Raw genomic sequence first — 20,459 nt, 5'->3', positions numbered from 1 at the left:
GCGTGCCGACGTACACGCTGCGCGCGCCGGTTTCTGCCGAGCTGGAAATCAAGAAGAGCCGCTTTATCGGGTTGGCCGTGCCGGTTGAAGACCGGGCCGCCGCCATGGACGTCATTGCACGCCTGCGCGCCGAACACCCCGCTGCCACGCACGTCTGCTGGGCGCTCCTGGCGGGCGGCCAGTCAGGCATGTCCGATGACGGCGAGCCCTCCGGCACGGCAGGCCGCCCCATTCTTGAAGTGCTGCGCCATCACGATCTGGACGGCACGCTGGGCGCCGTGGTGCGTTACTTTGGCGGGGTCAAGCTCGGCGCCGGCGGTCTCGTGCGCGCCTACACGGATGCCATTGCCACCGCCCTCATGCAGGCCGAACGCGTGGAGCGCATCGCCAGCACCACGCTCACCCTCGCCACCGATTACGCCGATGAAGCGCGCATCCGACGGTGGATCGATGATGGCGGCTACACGCTTGTCGATGCTGCCTACGATGTGGGCGTCACGCTTACCGTACGGTTGCCGGTGACGGACGAGGCTGCAGCACGCGTCGCGTTGCGGGATTTGACGCAGGGGCGCGTGGCGATTACCTAGCGCTTATCGCTCGGGAGCGAGCGGAGCGGCGGGCGCGGAGCCCGGGCAACACGGGTTCTGGCAGTCCGGTTGAAAAACTACGTAGGCGGCTGTCGGCATTTTGGGGGCGACACCCTCGCGTTCCACAGCACGTAGATGCGTATCGGCTTCGGACGACTCGACTTTGTCGCCCTCGATTCCGACAGCGTCCAGCACGGCCTGGATGCTTCTGAGGCGCAGCACAGCCAGCTCTGGGTCGGGAGCAAGCTCGGACGCCTCCCGCAAGCGCACCCGGTACTTGCCGCCGCTGCGAAAATCTTCTTTGAGTTGCGAATCCCATTCCGCCAGTTTCAGGATTTCGGTGGTCGGCAGCGCAGACTCGCCGGGCGAGAACACCAGCGGGTGCTCAAGCCCCGTCAGATCGCACGCCAGGGCAGAGGTGCTGAGCATGAGAGCGCCGACAACTGCAGTTCTGTGTAGCATCTTCAGTCTCCGGCATTAAGCGCGCCACCCGCGATGCGTCTGATGACAAGTTTAGGAACCGTCATCCATTTCCGCACGCTCAACTCGTTCGCGACCAATACCCCGCCTGCCCATACACCGTCTTCAGATGCTCGATGAAGAACCGGATCTTTGCCGGCACCGGCCGCTGCTGCGGGTACACGGCGAGGATGTCGTAGTCGGGCAGCGCGTAGTCGTCCAGCACGGTCATCAGCGCGCCGGATTCCAGCTCGGGCTGAATCTCCCACGTTGAGCGCCACCCCAGGCCTAGGCCTTCGCCCATCCAGCGGTGCAGCAGTTCACCATCGTTGCAGTCGAGATTGCCGTTCACCTTCACGGTGACGGCCTTACCGTTCTGCTGGAAATACCAGCCGCGCTGCTGCCCACCCTGCAGGTTGAAGGCGAGGCAGTTATGGCGCTCGAGATCATCCAGCGTGCGAGGCACGCCGTGCTTGGCGAAGTACGCAGGCGTGCCGCACACCACGCGCTTGTTCGACGCCAGGCGGATCGCCACGAAGTTCGGATCGATCGCGCCGCCAATACGGATGCCCACGTCGTAGCCTTCGCGCACGAGGTCGACCACGCGGTCGGTCAGGTTGAAGGAGATGCGCACGTCGGGGTTGGCACGCAGGAAGTCCGGCGCGTGCGGGGCGACGTGCTTGCGGCCGAAGGCAGCCGGCGCCGAGACGATCAGGTGCCCGGTCGCCTTGTGGCGGCCCTCGGCAACCAGCAGCTCTGCGCGGTCCAGCTCGCCCAGCGCCTTTTTGCACTGTTCCATGAACACCGCGCCCTGCTCCGTCACCGCAATGCGGCGGGTCGACCGGTGCAGGAGCTTCACGCCCAGGCGGGCTTCCAGCGCGTTGATGCGGCGGCCGATCATGACGGGCGTCACGTCCTGCGTGAGCGCGGCGGCGGCCATGCTGCCGTGTTCCACCACGGCGATGAACGCTTCGATCTGCTTGAGCTTGTCCATTCCATCATTCCAGTTCGCAATGTCTGACCATTTTAGTGAGCATTCCGTACCTGGATTGCAGCTTTCTGGCGCATATCACCTGTGACGAATGGCAAAAATGGTGGACAACGATGTGATCGATGCGAGCGCGTTGCGCCATTTTTTTTGCGCCGCACAAAAGCAGCTTGAAACGGCTTCAATACAAGCTTCTTCGACGTATTAGTTGCCGGGGAATTGGTGCGGTACGCAAAACCATTCGGTATTCAGAGTTAGCAATCAACTGACGAAAGCTGCGTTTATCCATATCGGCATGCGGGAATAGGATCAGCTCCAACGGATTCCCACCTTCCCCTTCCTGGAGACACCCCATGCCGAAGATGAGAGCGATTGATGCCGCAGTTGCGGTGATGGAAAAAGAAGGCATCACCACCGCCTTCGGCGTGCCTGGTGCCGCCATCAACCCGTTGTACTCGGCGCTGCGCCGCGCCGGCAACATTGACCACGTGCTGGCCCGCCACGTTGAAGGCGCCTCGCACATGGCCGAGGGCTACACCCGTGCCGAACCCGGCAACATCGGCGTGTGCATCGGCACGTCGGGGCCGGCCGGCACCGACATGATTACCGGCCTGTACTCGGCCTGGGCAGACTCGATCCCCATCCTGTGCATCACCGGCCAGGCGCCCCGCGCCCGTCTGTACAAGGAAGATTTCCAGGCCGTCGACATCGAGTCGATCGCCAAGCCGGTCACGAAGTGGGCCGTCACCGTGCGCGAGCCGGCACTGGTGCCGCGCGTGTTCCAGCAAGCCTTCCACCTGATGCGCTCGGGCCGCCCCGGTCCGGTGCTGATCGACCTGCCCTTCGACGTGCAAGTCGCCGAGATTGAATTCGACCCCGACACGTACAGCCCGCTGCCGGTCTACAAGCCCGCGGCCACACGTGCCCAAGCCGAGCGCGCCATCGAGATGCTGTGCCAGGCCGAACGCCCGCTGCTGGTGTGCGGCGGCGGCGTGATCAACGCTGATGCGGCCAAGCTGATGGTCGAGTTTGCCGAGCTGGTGAACGTGCCCGTGGTCCCGACGCTGATGGGCTGGGGCGTGCTGGCCGACGACCACCCGCTCAATGCCGGCATGGTCGGCCTGCAAACGTCGCACCGCTATGGTAACGCCACGCTGCTCGCTTCGGACTTCGTGTTCGGCATCGGCAACCGCTGGGCCAACCGCCACACGGGCAGCGTCGACGTCTACACCAAGGGCCGCAAGTTCATTCACGTCGATATCGAACCGACCCAGATCGGCCGCGTGTTCGGCCCCGACCTGGGCATCGTCTCGGACGCCAAGGCTGCGCTGGAGAAGTTCATTGAAGTGGCCCGCGAGCTGAAGGCCGCCGGCAAGCTGCCGTGCCGCAAGAGCTGGAACGCCGACGTGCAGAAGCGTAAGCGCACGATGCTGCGTCGCTCGGACTTCGACAACGTGCCCATCAAGCCGCAGCGCGTGTACCGCGAGATGAACCAGTACTTCCCGCGCGACGTGCGTTACGTGAGCACGATCGGCCTGTCGCAGATCGCTGCTGCGCAGTTCCTGTCGGTCAACCAGCCGCGCCACTGGATCAACTGCGGCCAGGCAGGCCCGCTGGGCTGGACGATTCCCGCCGCCATCGGCGTGAAGGTGGCCTCGCCCAACAGCGACGTGGTGGCCATCTCGGGTGACTACGACTTCCAGTTCATGATCGAAGAGATGGCGGTGGCCGCGCAGTTCAAGGTGCCGTACATCCACGTGGTGGTGAACAACTCGTACCTGGGCCTGATCCGCCAGGCGCAGCGCAACTTCGAGATGGACTACTGCGTCCAGCTCGCCTTCGACAACGTCAACGCTCCTGAGCTGAACGGCTACGGCGTCGACCACGTGAAGGTGGTGGAAGGCCTGGGTTGCAAGGCGATCCGCGTGTTCAAGCCGGAAGACATCGAACCCGCCTTCGCGCAGGCCCGCCTGCTGATGGCCGAGTTCTCGGTGCCGGTGATGGTGGAAGTGATTCTTGAGCGCGTGACCAACATCGCGATGGGCACCGAGATCGACAACGTGGTCGAGTTTGAAGACGTGCTCGACCTGGAAGACACCCTCACGGAAGCCGAAGGCGTCACCGCATAAAGACGACCCGCCGTTCCCTCACCGTCCGATAAAAGGAGAAACCATGACAAAGCTGGCAGCCAACCTGACCATGCTCTTCAACGAGCAGGCCTTCCTTGACCGCTTCGAAGCCGCCGCACGTGCGGGCTTTCGCGGTGTGGAATTCCTGTTCCCCTACGCGTTCCACGCAGACCAGATTGCCGATCGTCTGAACCGCTTCCAGCTCGACCTCGTCCTGCACAACCTGCCGGCCGGCAACTGGGACGGCGGCGAGCGCGGTATCGCCATCCTGCCCGATCGCGTGAGCGAGTTTCAGGACGGCGTGGGCGAAGCCATCAAGTACGCCAAGGTGCTCGGCGTGAAACAGCTCAACTGCCTGGTGGGCATTCGCCCCGAAGGCGTGAGCGAAGACGCTGCACGCAAGACGCTGGTGGAGAACCTGAAGTTTGCGGCGAAGGCGCTGAAGGCCGAGAAGATCGATCTGCTGATCGAGCCGATCAATACGTTCGATATTCCCGGCTTCTACCTGAACCGCACGCAGCAGGCGCTGGATCTGATCAACGACGTGGATGCGTCCAACCTGTATGTGCAGTACGACATCTATCACATGCAACGGATGGAGGGCGAAGTGGCAAGCACGCTGAAGCGCCATCTGGACAAGATCAAGCATGTGCAGTTGGCGGACAACCCTGGCCGTAACGAACCAGGTACCGGCGAGATCAACTACCAGTTCCTGTTCCGTTGGTTGGATGAGATTGGCTACCAAGGCTGGATTGGTTGTGAGTACAAGCCTAAGGCTGGGACTGTGGAAGGTCTTGGTTGGCGGGCGGCTCACAACGTTGCTTGATGCCCCATTGGTGATGTTCGCCTTGTCCCGGCGGGAGTGGTGCATCCCTTGTTTCATCCCCTGCCGGGGCTGACTCACTTTTCTTTGTCTTGCCAAAGAAAAGTAAGCAAAAGAAAGGCGCGCCCGAGATGGCGAAAGATTCCTTGAATTTATGTCGCAGAGAGGGAGTGCAGGCAACTCGCTTCGCTCAGACAGGCCTGCCCTCTTTTTCCTCTCTGCAACAGAAATTCAAGGCGCCATCTAGGGCTCCAACGGCCACACCATCGAGCACGAGTGCAGTAGGAACCAGCAGCGCAACGCGAAGCAAAGCGAGCAACGCAGCATCAAACAAGAGCCAACTAGGACTGCGCACAGATTGTGTGGCCGCACCCTGCCCTAGATGGCGCCTTGAATTTGTGTAAGCGGGCGGAAAAAGGAAGGAGGCTGTTTGAGCGCAGCGAGTTCGCCTCCTTCCCCGCCCGGTTACACAAATTCAAGGAAGGGGGCGCCATCTCGGGCGCGCCTTTCTTTGCTTACTTTCTTTGGCAGGACAAAGAAAGTGAGTCGCCCCCGGCAGGGGGTGAAAGGGAGATGAACCACCAAGGTTCAAACAAGCAAACCACCAACACATTCAAACCAAGGAGATCCCTCACCATGGCAACCACCAATCTCAACCTCGGTTTCATCGGCCTCGGCATCATGGGCGCCCCCATGGCAGGACACCTGCGCGCCGCCGGCCACACGTTGTTCGTGCACGACGTCAACCCGGCCCCGGCCGCGCTGGTGGAAGCCGGCGTGACGGTCTGCACGAGCGCCGAGGAAGTCGCCAAGCGCGCCGACATCATCTTCATCATGGTGCCGGACACGCCGCACGTTGAAGCCGTGCTGTTCAGCGAGAAGGGCGTGGCCAAGGCGCTGAAGGATGCAGGCAAGGACGTTGCTGCCGGCAAGATCGTGGTCGACATGAGCTCGATCTCGCCGATCGCGACGAAGGACTTCGCATCGCGCATCAACAAGACCGGCGCGCAATACCTGGACGCTCCGGTGTCGGGTGGCGAAGTGGGCGCGAAGGCTGCATCGCTGACGATCATGGTGGGCGGTGAGCAGGCTGCGTTCGACCGCGTTGCTCCGCTGTTTAACCTGATGGGCAAGAACATCACGCTGGTCGGCGGCAACGGCGACGGCCAGACCACCAAGGTGGCCAACCAGATCATCGTGGCGCTGAACATCCAGGCCGTGTCGGAAGCGCTGCTGTTCGCATCGAAGGCGGGCGCGGACCCGGCGAAGGTGCGTCAGGCACTGATGGGCGGTTTCGCCGCGTCGCGCATTCTCGAAGTGCACGGCGAGCGCATGGTCAAGCGTACGTTCGACCCGGGCTTCCGCATCGAGCTGCACCAGAAGGACTTGAACCTGGCCCTGCAGGGCGCCAAGACGCTGGGCGTGGCCCTGCCGAACACGGCCACCGCGCAGGAGCTGTTCAACACCTGCGCTGCCAACGGCATGGGCAAGCAAGACCACTCGGCACTGTGCCGCGCGATCGAGATCATGTCGAATCACGATATTGCGTAAGTTGTGTGCACTGTCGCAGCCTTCGGGCGGCGGCAGTTTTTTTTTGCTGTCTCTCCGCTTTCTGCCATGCACCACGACCAGTCTGCCCAGGCCGCCCTGCGCGCTGCCTTGCCCAATCCGTCGCCGCGCGCGTTGCTGCACGGCCTGTTTGATACCGCGGTGGCTGCGGTCAGCGCTGCGCAATGCTTGCCGGCATTCCTGCCCGAACCGCCGCGTGGCCGCACCATCGTCATCGGCGCTGGCAAAGGTGCAGCCGCGATGGCCGAGGCAGTGGAGCAGCACTGGAAGGGCGAACTGTCCGGCCTGGTCGTCACGCGTTACGAGCACGGCCGCGCGCCCGGCACACAAGGCCGGATTGAAGTGGTTGAAGCCTCGCACCCCGTGCCCGATGCGGCCGGCCAGCGCGCCGCGCAACGCATGGTCGGCCTGCTCGAAGGTTTGACGAAAGACGACCTCGTCCTCTGCCTGATCTCGGGCGGTGGCTCGGCCCTGCTGGCTGCACCGGCCGAAGGCCTGACGCTGGCCGACAAGCAGTCCGTCAACCGCGCGCTGCTCAAAAGCGGTGCGAGCATCGGCGAGATGAACTGCGTGCGCAAGCACCTGTCGTCGATCAAGGGCGGGCGCCTGGCGCTGGCGTGCGCACCGGCACGCGTCGAGACCCTGCTGATCTCCGATATTCCTGGCGACGACCCAACGCTCATCGCCAGCGGCCCGACGCTGCCAGACGCCACCACCTGCGCGGATGCCCTGGCCGTGATCAACAAATACGGCATCGACGTACCCGATGCAGTGCGCCGTCATCTGGAAACCGGCGCAGGCGAAACGCCCAAACCCGGCGATGCACGTTTCGAAGGCCATCGTAGCCACGTCATCGCGACAGCTCAGCACGCGCTGGAAGCGGCGGCCGCACAGGCACGCGCACTCGGTTATGAGGCGCACATCCTGTCGGACAGCATTGAAGGCGAGGCGCGCGATGTAGCCGAAGTGCACGCCGGCATCGTGCGGCAGATCGTGGCGCGCAATCAGCCGTTCACCAAGCCGTGCGTGATTCTGTCGGGCGGTGAAACCACGGTGACGGTGCGCGGTAACGGCCGCGGTGGCCGTAATGCCGAGTTTCTCCTGGCACTGGGCGTGGCGTTGGATGGCCTTCCGGGTGTGCATGCAATTGCCTGCGATACCGATGGCATCGATGGCTCGGAAGACAACGCTGGAGCGATCCTGACACCGGATAGCCTGGCGCGTGCTGAAACGCTTGGGTTGAAGCCGAAGCAATGGCTCGACAACAACGACGGGTATGGGTTCTTTAATGCGTTGGGCGATTTGATTGTGACTGGGCCGACGCGGACTAATGTGAATGATTTTCGGGCGATTTTGATTACTGCTTGACGTTGGACTGGACGAGGGATGGATTGATGCTTTTGGTTCATCCCTTGTTTCATCCCCTGCCGGGGCTGACTCACTTTCTTTGTCTTGCCAAAGAAAGTAAGCAAAGAAAGGCGCGCCCGAGATGGCGAAAGACTCCTTGAATTTATGTCGCAGAGAGGGGAAGGGAAAAACTCGCTTCGCTCAGACAGTTTCCCTTCCTTTTCCTCTCTGCAACAGAAATTCAAGGCGCCATCTAGGGCTCCAACGGCCACACCATCGAAGCGCAACGGCAATAGAAAACAGCAGCACAACGCGAAGCAAAGCGAGCAACAGCAGCAACAAGCAAGAGCCACCAGGGCCCGCACACCAACGGTTCGGCCGTTGACGTTCCTGCCCTAGATGGCGCCTTGAATTTGTGTAAGCGGGCGGAAAACGGAAGGAGGCTGTTTGAGCGCAGCGAGTTTGCCTCCTTCCCCGCCCGGTTACACAAATTCAAGGAAGGGGTCGCCATCTCGGGCGCGCCTTTCTTTGCTTACTTTCTTTGGCAAGACAAAGAAAGTAAGTCGCCCCCGGCAGGGGGTGAAAGGGAGATGAACCACCAAGGTTCAAACAACAACCCCACCGGAAACACCAACATGCGCCGCTTCCGCAACACCAAAATCCTAGCCACCCTCGGCCCCGCCAGCAGCGACAAAGACACCATCCGCGCACTGTTCGACGCCGGTGCAGACGTCTTTCGCTTGAACTTCAGCCACGGCTCGCACGAAGACCACCGCAAGCGCTACGACACCGTGCGCGCGGTGGAGGCCGAGACCGGCCGCCCGATTGGCATCCTCGCTGACATGCAAGGCCCGAAGCTGCGCATCGGCACGTTTGCCGATGGCCGTGTCGTGCTCAAGAACGGCGATCGCTTTGTGCTCGACCGCGACCCGACGCCGGGTGATGTCACCCGCGTGCACCTGCCGCACCCTGAGCTGTATGCGGCTGCCGCGCCAGGACAATCGCTGTTGCTCGACGACGGCAAGATCCGCCTGGAGGTGGAAGCCGCCGATCCGACGGTCATCGTCACGCGCGTGGTCGATGGCGGCCCGCTGTCGGACCGCAAGGGCGTGAACGTGCCGGATGCCGTGATCCCCATTCCGGCGCTCACAGAGAAAGACCTGCGCGACCTGGACTTCGCCCTGTCGCTGGGCGTCGATTGGATCGCACTGTCATTCGTGCAGCGCGCCGAAGACGTGATCGCCGCGCGCGAGATCATTGGCGACCGCGCCGGCCTGCTCTCCAAGATCGAGAAGCCCGCAGCGCTGCTGCATCTGGAAGACATCGTGCAGGCGTCCGATGCCCTGATGGTGGCGCGCGGCGACCTGGGCGTGGAACTGCCGCCCGAGCGCGTGCCTGGCGTGCAGAAGCGCATCCTGCGCATGGCGCGCCACCACGGCAAGCCGGTGGTCGTGGCCACGCAGATGCTGGAATCGATGATTGAGGCGCCGGTGCCGACGCGTGCCGAAGCGTCTGACGTGGCCAGCGCCGTGTATGACGGCACCGATGCCGTGATGCTGTCGGCCGAGTCGGCCAGCGGCAAGCATCCGGTGGCTGCGGTCAGCATCATGAACCGCATCATTGCCGAGACCGAGCGCGACCCGCTGTACCGCAACCTGATCGACGCGCAGCATCAACCGCCGCTGCCCACGCGCCAGGACGCCATCTGCGCGGCCCTGCGCGACGTCACGCACATCCTGGGCGCAGTGGCCACCGTCACCTACACGTCCAGCGGTCAGACCAGCCTGCGCGCCGCGCGCGAGCGGCCGCTCGCGCCCATCGTGAGCATCACGCCGCGCCTGGATACGGCGCGCCGTCTGGCGATCACGTGGGGCGTGCACAGCACGGTCAGCCCCGATGTGAGCAACGTCGACGAAATGGTGGATGCAGCGTGCCGTGCCGCTGCGCGTGAAGGCTTTGCCGTGTCGGGCGACCAGATCGCCATCACGGCGGGCATGCCGTTCGGCCAGGCCGGTTCGACCAACCTGCTGCGCCTGGCGGAAATCTGGCCGCAGACGCTGGTCAGTGCGCAGACGCAAACCACTGCACTGCAGCCCGAACCGGTAACGGTCTGACGTGACGTCGGGCCAGTAAGCGGATCAGACCACTTTGGAGTAGCGCGGGACGAAGGTGACGGGCTTGCCCTCGGCTTCCACCGCGCGCTCCGTGCCTGCCTCACGCAGGTGCGAATCGAACACCATGGCGATGCGGCGTACGAGCAGCCGCCCTTGCGGCGTGATGACGATACGCTCGTCCCCTACCTTCACCAGCCCGGCTTCCTCCAGGGGTGCCAGCGCCTGCAGCTCGTCCGCAAAGCTGCGCTTGAAGTCCAGCCCGTGGCGCGCACCGAATGCGCGCATGTTCAATTCGAACCCGCACATCAACTCGCCAATCAGCGCGCGGCGCACGTGGTCGTCCGGCGTGAGCGACATGCCGCGCAGCACGGCAAGTTCGCCGGCGTCGATACGTGCGTAATAGGCGTCGAGATCCTTCTCGTTCTGCGCATACACATCACCCACGCGGCTGATGGCGGACACGCCAAAGGCCAGCATGTCGCAATCGGCGTGCGTCGAATAGCCCTGGAAATTGCGCTGCAGCCGCCCTTCGCGCTGCGCGATGGCGAGTGCATCGTCAGGCCGCGCGAAGTGGTCCATGCCAATGTAGACATAGCCCTCGGCAACGAGGCGCTCCACCGTCATCGCCAGCAAATCGAGTTTTTCGTCTGCGGTCGGCAGCGTGAGCATGTCGATGCGGCGCTGCGCCTTGAACAGATGCGGCAGGTGCGCATAGCTGTAGACGGACAGCCGATCAGGCGCCATCTCCAGCACACGATCCAGCGTGGCGTTGAAGGTTTCCGTGCGCTGATACGGCAAGCCGTAGATCAGGTCGAAGCTGATCGACTCGAAGCCCAGCCGGCGCGCCGTGTCGACCACGCGGCGTGTCTCTTCCACGCTCTGGATGCGGTGGACCGCGCGCTGGACATCGGGGTCAAAGTCTTGAATGCCGAGGCTTGCGCGGTTGAACCCGATTTCGGCCAGGACTTCAAGCGTGGCGTCGTCGGCGTGGCGTGGGTCGAGTTCGACGGAGATCTCGCCATCGTTGGCCAGATCGAAATGCTCACGCGAGGCGGCCATCACGGCGCGCATTTCGTCGTGCGCAAGGAAAGTGGGCGTGCCGCCACCCCAATGCAACTGCGTTACGCGGCGCAGGGGGCCAATCTGGTTGGCCACCATCGCCATCTCGCGGGCGAGGGTTTCAACGTAGCGTGCGCTGCGCGAGCGATCCTTGGTGATGACCTTGTTGCAGCCACAGTAATAGCAAAGGTTCGCGCAGAACGGCAGGTGCATGTACAGCGACAGCGGCGCATGCAGCGCGGGCGCAATCGCCGCGCGGCGGTGCAAGGCGTCGAGGTAATCGGCGTTACCGAATTTGTTGTGAAAGCGGTCTGCCGTCGGGTACGACGTGTAGCGCGGGCCGTGCGTATCAAAGCGCTGCGCGAGCTCGCGCACCTGCGGCGCCGACCAGCGGAAGGCGGTGTCATTTGCGGCGGACGGATCGTCGGCCGGCTTGGCGAACGGAAACATGGGGCGATTGTTGTGGGGGCGATGGTTCATCCTAAAACTGCGGTGCGGGTGTCGCGTTGATGTGTGTCAACGTCAGTCACCGCCCGTTCAAACGCATCGCCCCCTCCGCCGGGAGGGACCCAACTTCACCGATCTGTCACGTTCTACCCCCTAACATCGACAATCCGCACCATGGCCGCGTCGCCAGCCATACGCTGGCCGTCACAACAACACAACAGCGCAGGTCGTCGACTCGATTTTTTGGGGGAAACACCATGTGGCAGAGACTGGCACGCCGCGGCGCATGTGCGCTGGCCTGCGCGGCCGTGACGCTGGCGGTGCATGCGCAGGGTACGTCCTTTGTCGTCGGCCAACTGGTCGAACGCGGCGCAGACCAAGCCGACTACGCGCGCGACTTCATGGCCGGCGCCAAGGTTGCATTCGATGCGGCCAACCAGAACGGCGGCATCAAGGGCCGGCGCATCAGCCTCGTCCGGCGCGAAGCTGCGCTTGGTGAAGCCGTACCGCAGGCCGTCGACATGATCGATCGCGACCATGTGGAAGTGCTCTTTGGCGTAAGCGAACGCCTTCTGCCCGCGCTGGCCGCGTCTGCCGAGATCGCACGGCGCAACGTGCCGCTGCTCGCCCCGCTCTCGGGCGCGACATCCGCGTCTGACAACGTCCTGTTCATCCGCCCCGATTACGACCACGAGATCGTCGCTGCGCATAACCGGCTGCGGCAGTTCGGGATGCGGCGGATTGCGCTCGTCACTGCAGCAGGCTTTGATCCGCAGCTTGGTGCGCGTCTGCGAGGCACGTTAGCCAAGGGGAGCACTGGGGAGACGCTGGACCTTTACACGCTCACCGGAGACCCGGCGGAACTTGCTGCCCGTATTGCACTGACAAAACCCACGGCAGTGATCATCGCCGGCGATACGCTGACCTACGCCACCGTTGGGCGTGCGCTGGCGCAGCAGGGGTGGTACGGCTTTCTCGTCGGGCTATCGTCGGTCAACCCACAAGTGGCGCGGGAAATCCTGGGCGCGGGGTACAGCGGCGGCATGCTGCTCGCACAGACGGTGCCGAACCCGGCCAGCGGCGCCACCAAGGTCGCGCGCGAGCATATGGCGCGGATGAAGCAGTTTCTGGATGAGCCGCCTTCTGCTGCAACGCTGTCGGGGTATATCGCTGCGGTGTATTTGATTCAGTCGATGAATGCCAGCGGTGGCAAGGTTGCCGGTGCAGAACTGCGGCGTGCATTGCAGACCCGCGTTGATGTGGGCGGGTTCACGCTTGATTTCACCCGTGGGAATCGGGGGAGTGAGTTTGTTGATCTGAATTACATTCAGGGGGCGGGGAATTGATTTGGACTTGGTGGTCTGGTTCTGTTTCAGCCCCGGCAGGGGATGAAGCAAGGGATGCACCACAAACAAAGAACAAAAAACCAATCACGAAGCCACAGGTTTCTTCGCCGCCAGCAACCCCTTCAACGCCCCGAGCCGATCCTTCGGCGACATCGCCGGCATGGTGTCCTCCGGTGTCGGCCCCGCGTCTTCGCCAAGCTTCATCTCCGCGATATAGCGCGACGGCTCACACACCACCGTCTCCCGCGCACGCTTGCGCTTCTTGCACCAGCTGATATGCAGACTGCGCTGCGCCCGCGTGATGCCCACATACATCAACCGCCGCTCTTCTTCGATCTTCTCGTCGGTCAGATCATCGTCTTCGCGGCAGTGCGGCAGGATGCCCTCTTCCACGCCCACCAGGAACACGTGCGGATATTCGAGCCCCTTGCTCGCATGCAGCGTTGACAGGCGCACAGCATCCGGGTCCTCTTCCTTGCCTTCGAGCATGCTGATCAGCGCGATGGTCTGCGTGAGCTCCAGCAGGTTTTTGCCGGCGTCCATCAGGCCATCGGCATTGTCGAAACCGGTGGCCTCTTCGTCGTCGTCTTTCTCGGGCTTGGTGCCCTTGCGCTTGAGCCAGTCGAGAAACTCCAGCACGTTGGTCCACTTGTTCTGGGCCTGGCGCTCGTCGTAGGTGTCATACAGGTAGGCCTCGTAATGGATGCCTTCCATCATCTCGTCGAGCAGCGTGGCGGCGGGTTCCTTGGCGGCCCGGTCCGACAGCCGCACGATGAACTCGCAAAACACCCGCAGCGGCTCGAGCTGGCGCGGCGCCAGTTGGGCTTCGATGCCGCCCATCATCGCCGCTTCGAACAGCGACACCTTCGCCTGTCCCGCAAACGAACCCAGCACTTCCAGCGTCGCGTTGCCCACGCCGCGCTTGGGCGTGGTGATGGCGCGGATGAACGCAGGATCGTCATCAGCATTGGCAATCAGCCGCAGGTAGGCACACAGGTCCTTGATCTCGGCCTTGTCGAAAAAGCTCTGGCCGCCCGAGAGCACATACGGAATGCGCTCGCGGCGCAGGATCTGCTCAAACAGGCGTGCCTGGAAGTTGCCGCGATACAGGATCGCGTAATCCCGAAACTGCGCGCGGCGCTCGAACTTGTGGGCAGAGAGCTTGAAGACCACGCTCTCGGCTTCGTGCTCTTCGTCATTGGCGCTGGTCACGTTGATCGCGTCGCCCATGCCGTGCTCGCTCCACAGCGTCTTCTCGAACAGCTTCGGGTTCTGCGCGATCACGGCGTTGGCCGCGTTCAGGATGCGCACGGTGGAGCGGTAGTTCTGCTCCAGCTTGATGACCTTCAGGTTCGGGAAATCCGTCTGCAACAGCTTGAGGTTGTCGAGCGTGGCGCCGCGCCAGCCGTAGATGGCCTGATCGTCGTCGCCCACCGCCGTGAAGGCCGGCGCACGCAGGTGTGAGCCACCCGCCAGGAGCTTCAGCAACTGGTACTGGCAGGCGTTGGTGTCCTGGTATTCGTCGACAAGGAAGTAGCGCAGGCGGTTCTGCCACTTCAGCCGCACCTCTTCATTGCGCGCGAACAGCTCGGCAGGAATACGAATCAGATCGTCAAAATCCACGGCCTGATACGCGTGCAGCGTCGCAACGTAATTGCGGTAGACGAGCGCCGCCTGATGGTCATCGACGTTGTTGTTGGCGAGCGCCTCGGCAATCGCGGTGTCCGGGTCGACGAGACCGTTCTTCCACAGCGAGATCGTGCTCTGCACACGGCGGATCAGTTGCTTGTCGGTGGTCGCCAGTTGCTCCTGGATCATCCCGAAGCAGTCGTCCGAATCCATGATCGAGAAGCGCGGCTTGAGGCCCACGTGCTCGGCCTCGGCCCGCAGGATCTGCACACCGAGCGAGTGGAACGTACACACCGTCAACTGCTTGATGGGAATGCGCTTGCCGTCTTCGCGTGTTTTGCCGTCCATCAGCTTGGCCACGCGCTCCTGCATTTCCTTGGCGGCCTTGTTGGTGAACGTAACGGCAGCGATGTGCCTCGGTTCGAAGCCTTTGTCGAGGATCAGGTGCGCAATCTTCTGCGTAATCACGCGCGTCTTGCCTGAGCCCGCCCCGGCCAGCACCAGGCATGGGCCGTCGAGGTAATGCACACCTTCGGATTGGGCAGCATTGAGCCCGTGGGCGAGACCGGAAGACATGGGAAGAGGCAGAAGAAAAAGCAGGCGGGAACGTACAGCGGAAGGGGATGGTAGCACGTGCGATCCGATGGTTCCCGCCGTCGGCACGGCGGCGGGTGCCCAGGGGCCTCGCCTCCGTTTTTTTATTTTTTTGTCGATTTTTAGGCTCGCAGTTTCCGATGGAGTCATTTTTTAAACCACGTTTTTGACGCATTTCCTTTTGCGCGGCACAGCGAGGTCGCTACCAGATTTTGGAATCCACTGATTGATGGTTGTCAAATTCAAAACTAAGAATTGGCTGACATCTGTAATTTCTTGTGGTGGCAATGGGCATCTTTATGTCATCAAAACCAGCGGTCTAGCATCGGCGGTACGCCTTGATGTAGGAATTTTCTGATCTTGCGGATTCCATCGCTTATTGCGATGCGCACGAAAATCAACAGAACTTGCCCCTTGATTTCTACAGACTCTGCGCCGGCTGATCCGCGGCACGGATCAGTACCGGATTCCGTTTCTTATTTCGCAGGGTAATTGACATGAACAAGGCATATCGCGTCGTTTTCAACAAAGCGATTGGCGTATGGATGGCAGTTTCGGAAATCGCGCGTGGGCGTGGCAAGGGACGTCCTGTTGTGCGGGCTGCGGTTTCTGCGCTGATCGCGGGCACGGTATTGCTTTCTGCGCCTGGGGCGATGGCGCAAACGCTGATCGAGCAGCCGGACGCTGGAGGGCCGATCAATATTGGCAGCGGTGTGACCGGAGGTTCGGTCAATTTCTCTAATTTAGCGGGACAAAACCGTCGCCTGACGGGCGTTCAAAATGGTATCGGTACAACCGATGCCGTGACCGTCAACCAGCTCAACGGTGCGCTTACCGCACTCGGTGGCGGTGCTCGTATCAATAGCGTGACGGGTGCCGTTGTTGCGCCGACCTACACACTGGGTGCGGACAGCACGGGAAGCACGACGTACTCAACCGTGGGCGGCGCGCTCGGCAATCTCGACGATCGTATCAAGGGTAATGCTGCCAGTATCGTCACCAACGCCAACAACATCACCAACCTCACCAACGGCACGGCCGGCATGGTCCAGCAGGCTGGGGCTGGCACTGAGATCAGCGTAGCGAAAGACACCGATGGTGATGCTGTGAACTTCGCCGGCAAGGACGTGGACGGCAACGCCATCACGCGCAAGCTGACCAACGTCACCGCTGGTACGGCAGACACCGACGCCGTGAACGTCCATCAGCTCAAGAACGCCGGCCTGATCGGCGACGACGGCAGCGTCGGCAACGCCGTCATCTATGACGATGCCACCAAATCCAGCGTGACGCTGAACAAGGGTGGCGATGCGGTGCAACTGGGTAACGTCGCCGACGGTAAGGTGGAAGCCGATAGCAAGGATGCCGTCAACGGTGGCCAACTCAATGACGTCAAGTCCGTGGCCGATAACGCGGCCAGCTTGGCCAGCAATTCCGTGCAATACGACGCAGGCGGCACAAGCGTGACGCTCCAGGGCGCAGGCACGGGGCCGGTGCAGGTCAAGAACGTGGCCGAAGGTACGGATGACACCGATGCCGTGAACGTACGCCAGCTCAAGAACACCGGTCTGGTCCGCGACGACGGCAGCATCGCAAACGTGGTCGTGTACGACGATGCCACCAAATCTAGCGTGACGCTGAACAAGGGTGGCGATGCGGTGAAGCTGAGCAACGTAGCAAATGGCGTGGCTGACAACGACGCTGTGAACTTCAGCCAGCTCAACAGTGTTGGCAGCGCCTTGGGCGGCGGTGCCGGGTTCAACAACGGTGTGTGGACGCCCCCGATGTATTCGTTCACGGACAAGACCGTGCATAACAACGTGGGTGATGCGCTCGCGAACCTCGACGGCCGCGTCAACAAGCTGGAGGGTGCCACGAGCGATGGCGGCGGCGCGGAAAATCCTCGGTTTGTCGGTAGCGGCGGCAGCGGTGACCCGGCAACGAAGGAGGAAGCCGCAGCAACCGGCAACTACTCCACAGCATCGGGCGCCAACGCCGTTGCCAGCGGTGCAAATTCCACGGCGACCGGTGCCAATGCCGTCGCGTCGGCAGACAATGCTGTCGCAGTGGGTGCTCACTCGGTGGCCGATCGCGCCAACAGCGTGTCGGTCGGCTCCGTTGGCAACGAGCGCTCCATCACCAACGTTGCAGAAGGCACGCAAGCTACGGACGCCGTTAACAAGGCACAGCTCGATCGCGTGGACAACAAGGTGGCCGATGTGCAACAAGGTCTGGGGAACGTGCAGAACCAAGTCAATCAGGTCGACACCAAGGTCAATCGCGTGGGTGCAATGAGTGCCGCCATGTCGACCATGATGGCCAGCGCTGCCGGCCTGCAAACCGATAACCGCATGGCCATCGGCACCGGGGTGTACCGCGGCCAAGCAGCACTCGCGATCGGCTACCAGCGCAAGATCGGCTCGCGCGCCACGGTCACCATCGGCGGCTCCACGGCAGGCGGCAGTGAGTACAACGTTGGGGTCGGCGCTGGCTTCGGCTGGTAAGTCAACCACGTTGAGCGGCTGAAGGTAAGCGCCGGCACCACATTCGTTTGCGCCCCCCGGCCTTCTGCGCCGCGTTACACGGCTTACGTGTGGTTACACGAAGACCGTAAGCGCGTCGGCAACGCGATTCGTTATAGGCAGGACAGCGGCTGAATCAGTCGGCCGCCCACCGGAGAAACCACCATGAACCGCATCGTCAAAGCCCTGGCCGTTACCGCCGTCGCCCTGTCCGCCACCACCGGCGCCTTCGCCCAGACGCAGTGGCAAAAAGACCACCCGCGCCGCGCCGAGGTCAACCACCGCCTCGCCAACCAGAACAAGCGCATCCACAACGAAGTGAAGGAAGGCGAGATCACCAAGGGCCAAGCGCGCCAGCTGCACCGAGAAGACCATCAGATTCGCCAGGAAGAGCGCGACATGGCGGCTCAGAATGGCGGTGCCATCACCAAGCAGGAGCAGCGCACGCTGAACCAGCAGGAAAACCAGGTCAGCCGCCAGATTGGCAAGTAAGTCACAGCAAGACCAACCAACACCCGCACTCCGGCCACACCCTTGGGGCTTGGCGATCTCGCCAGCGCCCCGAAGCTGTGGCCGTTGTCTTTGGTCTTTGGCCTTTGACGTACCAGCCCTAGATGGCGCCTTGAATTTCTGTTGCAGAGAGGAAAGAGGAAGGGAAACTGTCTGAGCGAAGCGAGTTTTTCCCTTCCCCTCTCTGCGACATAAATTCAAGGGGAAGTCGCCATCTCGGGCGCGCCTTTCTTTTGCCTACTTTTCTTTGGCAAGACAAAGAAAAGTGAGTCAGCCCCGGCAGGGGATGAAACGAGGGATGGACCAAAAGCATCAAGCCAGCCCTCCTCCAAAAAGCCGCCGCCCCCCAATTGACAATCCCATCCCCCTTCCGTAAATTCCGCTCATCCATCCGGGAGAGCGTGCCCGCCGTACACGGCAAGGCGCCGCCGAAGGGGTAGCACCCGAAAACTCTCAGGCATCCAGGACCGGGCGGATCGGCGGACATGCGTCCGACCGCACTCTGGAGAGCTGGCGCCGCACGAACCACAGCGGGCGCCCACCGAAGGGGCTCACGGACCGGCGCGTACCGCAGTACGCGCTGCTTCGCAATCTCTCAGGTACCAAGGACAGAGGGGCCATCTGCGCAGCTTGATGATCTTCATGGCGTCACCATGAGGAACCAGGCTGCGCGGGTGGCCTTTTTGCTTTTCTGGTCCCCGTTCAATGCGCCGCGCCCGGCCACGGCGGCGTAATCAGCCGAGAGATTCCATGACGCTCCAACACACGCCGCTCAATGCCATCCACCGCTCGCTGGGCGCCCGCATGGTCGACTTTGGCGGCTGGGACATGCCCGTCAACTACGGCTCCCAGATTGAAGAACACCACGCCGTGCGCCAAGACGCCGGCATCTTCGATGTCTCGCACATGTGCGTGGTCGACCTCACCGGCGCGCGTGTCCGCGACTTCCTGCGTGGGCTGCTCGCCAACAACGTCGATAAGCTGCAGACGCCCGGCAAGGCGCTCTACAGCTGCATGCTCAACCCCAAGGGCGGCGTGATCGACGATCTGATCGTCTACTTCTTCCGCGAAGACTGGTTCCGCCTGGTAGTGAACGCCGGTACCGCACCGACGGACCTGGAGTGGATCGTCGCGCAGAACGCCGCCGCCGGCACCGACGTGACGATCACGCCGCGCCGCTCCGACAACAACGGTGGCGCCGAGCCGCTGGGCATCCTGGCCGTGCAAGGCCCGAATGCGCGCGCCAAGACGTACGCCGCGCTCCCCGGCACGCAGGCCGTGGGCGAAGCGCTCAAGCCGTTCAACGCCGGCTTCGCCACCGTCGAGCACGTCGGCGAGATCATGGTTGCGCGCACCGGCTACACGGGTGAAGACGGTTTCGAACTGATCGTGCCGGCCGCGCAGATCGCCGGTGTGTGGGAGCGCCTGCTGCAAGCAGGCGTACGCCCGGCCGGCCTGGGCGCACGCGACACGCTGCGCCTGGAAGCGGGCATGAACCTCTACGGCCAAGACATGGACGAGCACGTCTCGCCGCTCGACGCCGGCCTCGCGTGGACGGTGGACCTGCAAAGCGAACGCGACTTCACCGGCAAGGCCGCGCTGCAAGCCGGCGGCCAGCGCGAACAGTTCGTCGGCCTGATCCTGCGCGACAAGGGCGGCGTGCTGCGCGCCCATCAGAAGGTCATCACCGCTGCCGGTGACGGCGAGATCACCAGCGGCACGTTCAGCCCGAGCCTGTCGCTCTCCATTGCACTGGCGCGCCTGCCCAAGGACGTGGCCGTCGGCACCGACGTGCAGGTCGAAATTCGCGACCGCAAGTTGACCGCGACTGTGGTTAAACTGCCGTTCGTGCGCAATGGCAAGGCGCTGGTCAGTTGAACACCGAATCCGCATCCCCCAATACCAATCTTCCGGAGAAACCTTTCATGAGCAACGTCCCCGCCGATCTGAAGTACACCGAACACGACGAGTGGATCCGCGTTGAAGCCGACGGCACGCTGACCATCGGCATCACCGACTACGCGCAGGACGCGCTCGGCGACATCGTCTTCCTGGAGCTGCCGGACGCTGGTCGCGCCGTCGCCAAGGACGAGGCGATTGCCGTGGTCGAATCGGTCAAGGCCGCCTCCGACATCTACGCCCCCGTGTCGGGCGAGATCATCGCCAACAACGCCGACGCCGCAGGCGCGCCCGAGTCGGTCAACGCCGGCGCCTACGACGCATGGCTGTTCAAGATCAAGCCGACCAACGCCGACGATGTGAACGCGCTGATGTCGGCCGAGCAGTACGCCGCCAAGATCGGCTAAGCCGGTCACCGAAGCCGATGTGCCTGACCC

The 20,459-nt window shown here is 62.8% G+C and carries 15 protein-coding genes and 2 riboswitches; of the genes, 11 read left to right on the top strand and 4 right to left on the bottom strand.

Annotation, left to right across the window (positions count from 1 at the left end):
- Positions 1-2 precede the first annotated feature (2 nt).
- On the top strand, positions 3-587 hold the full coding sequence (locus M1D44_RS15790; protein WP_316853963.1) for an IMPACT family protein: 585 nt from the start codon (positions 3-5) through the stop codon (positions 585-587).
- A gap of 3 nt (positions 588-590) precedes the next feature.
- Here M1D44_RS15790 and M1D44_RS15785 read toward each other — a convergent pair whose 3' ends face one another.
- Positions 591-1,016: a hypothetical protein gene (locus tag M1D44_RS15785; RefSeq protein WP_316684490.1), complete on the bottom strand. Its 426-nt coding sequence runs from the start codon at positions 1,014-1,016 to the stop codon at positions 591-593.
- Positions 1,017-1,128: 112 nt separating this feature from the next.
- Positions 1,129-2,040, bottom strand: coding sequence for a LysR family transcriptional regulator (locus tag M1D44_RS15780; RefSeq protein WP_024977274.1), 912 nt, complete (start codon positions 2,038-2,040; stop codon positions 1,129-1,131).
- 347 nt (positions 2,041-2,387) lie between these two features.
- Between M1D44_RS15780 and gcl the strand changes: the two genes are divergently transcribed.
- From gcl to pyk, 5 genes are all read left to right on the top strand, one after another.
- A complete protein-coding gene (gcl, locus tag M1D44_RS15775; protein WP_024977273.1) occupies positions 2,388-4,163 on the top strand; it encodes a glyoxylate carboligase in 1,776 nt (591 codons plus the stop codon).
- A gap of 43 nt (positions 4,164-4,206) precedes the next feature.
- A complete protein-coding gene (gene hyi, locus M1D44_RS15770; protein ID WP_024977272.1) occupies positions 4,207-4,989 on the top strand; it encodes a hydroxypyruvate isomerase in 783 nt (260 codons plus the stop codon).
- Between the two features lie 633 nt (positions 4,990-5,622).
- Positions 5,623-6,537, top strand: a complete 915-nt coding sequence (glxR, locus tag M1D44_RS15765; protein WP_024977271.1) for a 2-hydroxy-3-oxopropionate reductase — start codon at positions 5,623-5,625, stop codon at positions 6,535-6,537.
- A gap of 66 nt (positions 6,538-6,603) precedes the next feature.
- Positions 6,604-7,923 carry a glycerate kinase type-2 family protein gene (locus M1D44_RS15760; RefSeq protein WP_316853962.1) on the top strand — a complete coding sequence of 440 codons (1,320 nt, stop codon included), beginning with the start codon at positions 6,604-6,606 and terminating at the stop codon, positions 7,921-7,923.
- Between the two features lie 614 nt (positions 7,924-8,537).
- Positions 8,538-10,016, top strand: a complete 1,479-nt coding sequence (gene pyk / locus M1D44_RS15755; protein WP_024977269.1) for a pyruvate kinase — start codon at positions 8,538-8,540, stop codon at positions 10,014-10,016.
- 24 nt (positions 10,017-10,040) lie between these two features.
- Here pyk and hemN read toward each other — a convergent pair whose 3' ends face one another.
- Positions 10,041-11,525 carry an oxygen-independent coproporphyrinogen III oxidase gene (gene hemN, locus M1D44_RS15750; protein WP_112186620.1) on the bottom strand — a complete coding sequence of 495 codons (1,485 nt, stop codon included), beginning with the start codon at positions 11,523-11,525 and terminating at the stop codon, positions 10,041-10,043.
- A 254-nt stretch (positions 11,526-11,779) separates the two neighbouring features.
- Here hemN and M1D44_RS15745 point away from each other — a divergent pair, with 254 nt between their 5' ends.
- The gene (locus tag M1D44_RS15745; RefSeq protein ID WP_112186617.1) at positions 11,780-12,868 is read left to right on the top strand and encodes an ABC transporter substrate-binding protein; all 1,089 of its coding nucleotides are present in this window, start codon (positions 11,780-11,782) and stop codon (positions 12,866-12,868) included.
- An 84-nt stretch (positions 12,869-12,952) separates the two neighbouring features.
- Here the strand turns inward: M1D44_RS15745 and M1D44_RS15740 are convergent, their stop codons facing one another.
- Positions 12,953-15,073, bottom strand: a complete 2,121-nt coding sequence (locus tag M1D44_RS15740; RefSeq protein ID WP_112186615.1) for a UvrD-helicase domain-containing protein — start codon at positions 15,071-15,073, stop codon at positions 12,953-12,955.
- 515 nt (positions 15,074-15,588) lie between these two features.
- Here M1D44_RS15740 and M1D44_RS15735 point away from each other — a divergent pair.
- The 4 genes from M1D44_RS15735 to gcvH all read left to right on the top strand — a co-directional run bounded on the left by M1D44_RS15735 (position 15,589) and on the right by gcvH (position 20,429).
- Positions 15,589-17,595: an ESPR-type extended signal peptide-containing protein gene (locus M1D44_RS15735; RefSeq protein WP_316853961.1), complete on the top strand. Its 2,007-nt coding sequence runs from the start codon at positions 15,589-15,591 to the stop codon at positions 17,593-17,595.
- Positions 17,596-17,778: 183 nt separating this feature from the next.
- On the top strand, positions 17,779-18,105 hold the full coding sequence (locus M1D44_RS15730) for a hypothetical protein (protein WP_024977264.1): 327 nt from the start codon (positions 17,779-17,781) through the stop codon (positions 18,103-18,105).
- A gap of 400 nt (positions 18,106-18,505) precedes the next feature.
- Positions 18,506-18,603: riboswitch (glycine riboswitch) on the top strand.
- Positions 18,604-18,615: 12 nt separating this feature from the next.
- A riboswitch (glycine riboswitch) is annotated at positions 18,616-18,745 on the top strand.
- Between the two features lie 128 nt (positions 18,746-18,873).
- A complete protein-coding gene (gcvT, locus tag M1D44_RS15725) occupies positions 18,874-20,001 on the top strand; it encodes a glycine cleavage system aminomethyltransferase GcvT (RefSeq protein ID WP_024977263.1) in 1,128 nt (375 codons plus the stop codon).
- Between the two features lie 47 nt (positions 20,002-20,048).
- Positions 20,049-20,429, top strand: a complete 381-nt coding sequence (gcvH, locus tag M1D44_RS15720) for a glycine cleavage system protein GcvH (protein ID WP_024977262.1) — start codon at positions 20,049-20,051, stop codon at positions 20,427-20,429.
- The last annotated feature ends 30 nt before the right edge of the window (positions 20,430-20,459 follow it).

It is taken from the genome of Ralstonia sp. SA306 (assembly GCF_054792405.1).
This window is presented reverse-complemented; position numbering and strand designations above follow the sequence as displayed.

What these genes read in the sequence shown, in the direction of transcription:
- hyi (WP_024977272.1), top strand. Translation starts at nt 4,207, where the DNA reads ATGACAAAGCTGGCAGCCAACCTGACCATGCTCTTCAACGAGCAGGCC.
- M1D44_RS15760 (WP_316853962.1), top strand. Translation starts at nt 6,604, where the DNA reads ATGCACCACGACCAGTCTGCCCAGGCCGCCCTGCGCGCTGCCTTGCCC.
- M1D44_RS15745 (WP_112186617.1), top strand. Translation starts at nt 11,780, where the DNA reads ATGTGGCAGAGACTGGCACGCCGCGGCGCATGTGCGCTGGCCTGCGCG.
- glxR (WP_024977271.1), top strand. Translation starts at nt 5,623, where the DNA reads ATGGCAACCACCAATCTCAACCTCGGTTTCATCGGCCTCGGCATCATG.
- M1D44_RS15740 (WP_112186615.1), bottom strand. Translation starts at nt 15,073, where the DNA reads ATGTCTTCCGGTCTCGCCCACGGGCTCAATGCTGCCCAATCCGAAGGT.
- gcl (WP_024977273.1), top strand. Translation starts at nt 2,388, where the DNA reads ATGCCGAAGATGAGAGCGATTGATGCCGCAGTTGCGGTGATGGAAAAA.
- gcvH (WP_024977262.1), top strand. Translation starts at nt 20,049, where the DNA reads ATGAGCAACGTCCCCGCCGATCTGAAGTACACCGAACACGACGAGTGG.
- pyk (WP_024977269.1), top strand. Translation starts at nt 8,538, where the DNA reads ATGCGCCGCTTCCGCAACACCAAAATCCTAGCCACCCTCGGCCCCGCC.
- M1D44_RS15735 (WP_316853961.1), top strand. Translation starts at nt 15,589, where the DNA reads ATGAACAAGGCATATCGCGTCGTTTTCAACAAAGCGATTGGCGTATGG.
- M1D44_RS15730 (WP_024977264.1), top strand. Translation starts at nt 17,779, where the DNA reads ATGAACCGCATCGTCAAAGCCCTGGCCGTTACCGCCGTCGCCCTGTCC.
- hemN (WP_112186620.1), bottom strand. Translation starts at nt 11,525, where the DNA reads ATGTTTCCGTTCGCCAAGCCGGCCGACGATCCGTCCGCCGCAAATGAC.
- gcvT (WP_024977263.1), top strand. Translation starts at nt 18,874, where the DNA reads ATGACGCTCCAACACACGCCGCTCAATGCCATCCACCGCTCGCTGGGC.
- M1D44_RS15780 (WP_024977274.1), bottom strand. Translation starts at nt 2,040, where the DNA reads ATGGACAAGCTCAAGCAGATCGAAGCGTTCATCGCCGTGGTGGAACAC.
- M1D44_RS15785 (WP_316684490.1), bottom strand. Translation starts at nt 1,016, where the DNA reads ATGCTCAGCACCTCTGCCCTGGCGTGCGATCTGACGGGGCTTGAGCAC.